1 protein-coding gene is annotated in these 1,273 nt (G+C 46.1%); it reads right to left on the reverse strand.

The genetic code is table 11. The features are described from left to right. Positions 1 to 43: 43 nt before the first annotated feature. Positions 44 to 1,197 (reverse strand): IS3 family transposase gene (locus tag SD70_RS32540; RefSeq protein ID WP_197081258.1). Its coding sequence is split into 2 segments (ribosomal slippage): positions 44 to 945 and positions 945 to 1,197, totalling 1,155 coding nucleotides; the frame shifts between segments, so codons are not numbered across the junction. Positions 1,198 to 1,273: the final 76 nt, after the last annotated feature.

The raw sequence follows: 1,273 nt of genomic DNA on the forward strand, positions 1-1,273 counted from the left end.
AGTGCACCGCTGTCAATAGATTGGACACATAGAATCGAGAAAATCACGCAGCTGTGTAGTACATACGTTCTCGTTGATTGGGCGTGAAGTACCCGATGGCAGAATGAATTCGTTTGCCATTGTAGAAGCAGGTAATATATTCGAATATACTCTTCTTAGCTTGAGCACGCGTCTTGTATTTCTCCAGGTAGATGAGTTCTTTCTTCAACACACTATGAAAGGACTCAATACACGCGTTATCGTAACAATTGCCTTTTCGGCTCATGCTGCTCTTCAATCCGTATTTCTGCAGGCGTGCTTGATAGTCTAGTGACGCATACTGACTGCCCCGGTCCGAATGATGGAGGACTTCTCCACGCGGTCTCTGAAGGCTGTAGGCTTGGTCTAAAGCTTTTAGTACAAGATCTTTTGTCATCCGCTCGTCCATGTGAAATCCGACGATCTTGCGGCTATATAGATCCATGATGCTAGCCAGATACAGCCAGCCTTCACTTGTGGGGATATAGGTGATATCTGCCACCCATTTGCGATTAGGAGCATCCGCGGTGAACCTACGGTCCAGCACATTTTCATGCACGGGTAAGTTGTGCTTAGAGTTTGTGGTTGCTTTATACTTCTTGATCGTTCTCGATTTCAAGCCCAGCTCCTTCATGATGCGTGCAACGGTTTTTCCCGATACGTTAACGCCTTGCTGTTCCAACGCTTCCTTGATTTTTCGGCTACCGTAAAGACGGCGTGAATCTATAAAGATTCGGCGTATGCGTTGCTCAAGCTCCTTGCGCTTTGTCTTACGCTGGGTTTCCTTATCCTTGTTCTTTACCCATTCATAATAGCCGCTTCGTGAAACCTTAAAAACAGAGCACATTTTCGCGACACGGAGCTTGAAGCGATGATCGTAAATGAAAGAAAAGATCAGCGCCGGTCTTTTGCGAAGTAGTGCATCGCCTTTTTTAAGATTTCGTTTTCCTCCTGTAGTTCGCGGATTTGCTTCTGCAGATCACGAACAGCCTTATCGTCGGGTAACATGTTCCCACTACCTGGAAAAGCCTGTTTTCCGTGTTGTGCAAACTCAGCTTTCCAACGGTATAACGTGTTCGTGCTGACACCAAGCTCGCGGGCTACCTGCGCCACCGGTTTACCCTCTTCAATCATCTGTACCGTTTGCATTTTAAATTCTTTGTCGTAATTCTTAGTCATGACGGTCACCTCGAATGCTGATTGATTTATTTTCGCATTCTCGGTTCTCCGTGTCCACTTTCTAGTCTAGCAACAA

Origin of the sequence: Gordoniibacillus kamchatkensis (assembly GCF_000829455.1) — a bacterium.
GTDB classification, from domain to species: domain Bacteria; phylum Bacillota; class Bacilli; order Paenibacillales; family NBRC-103111; genus Gordoniibacillus; species Gordoniibacillus kamchatkensis.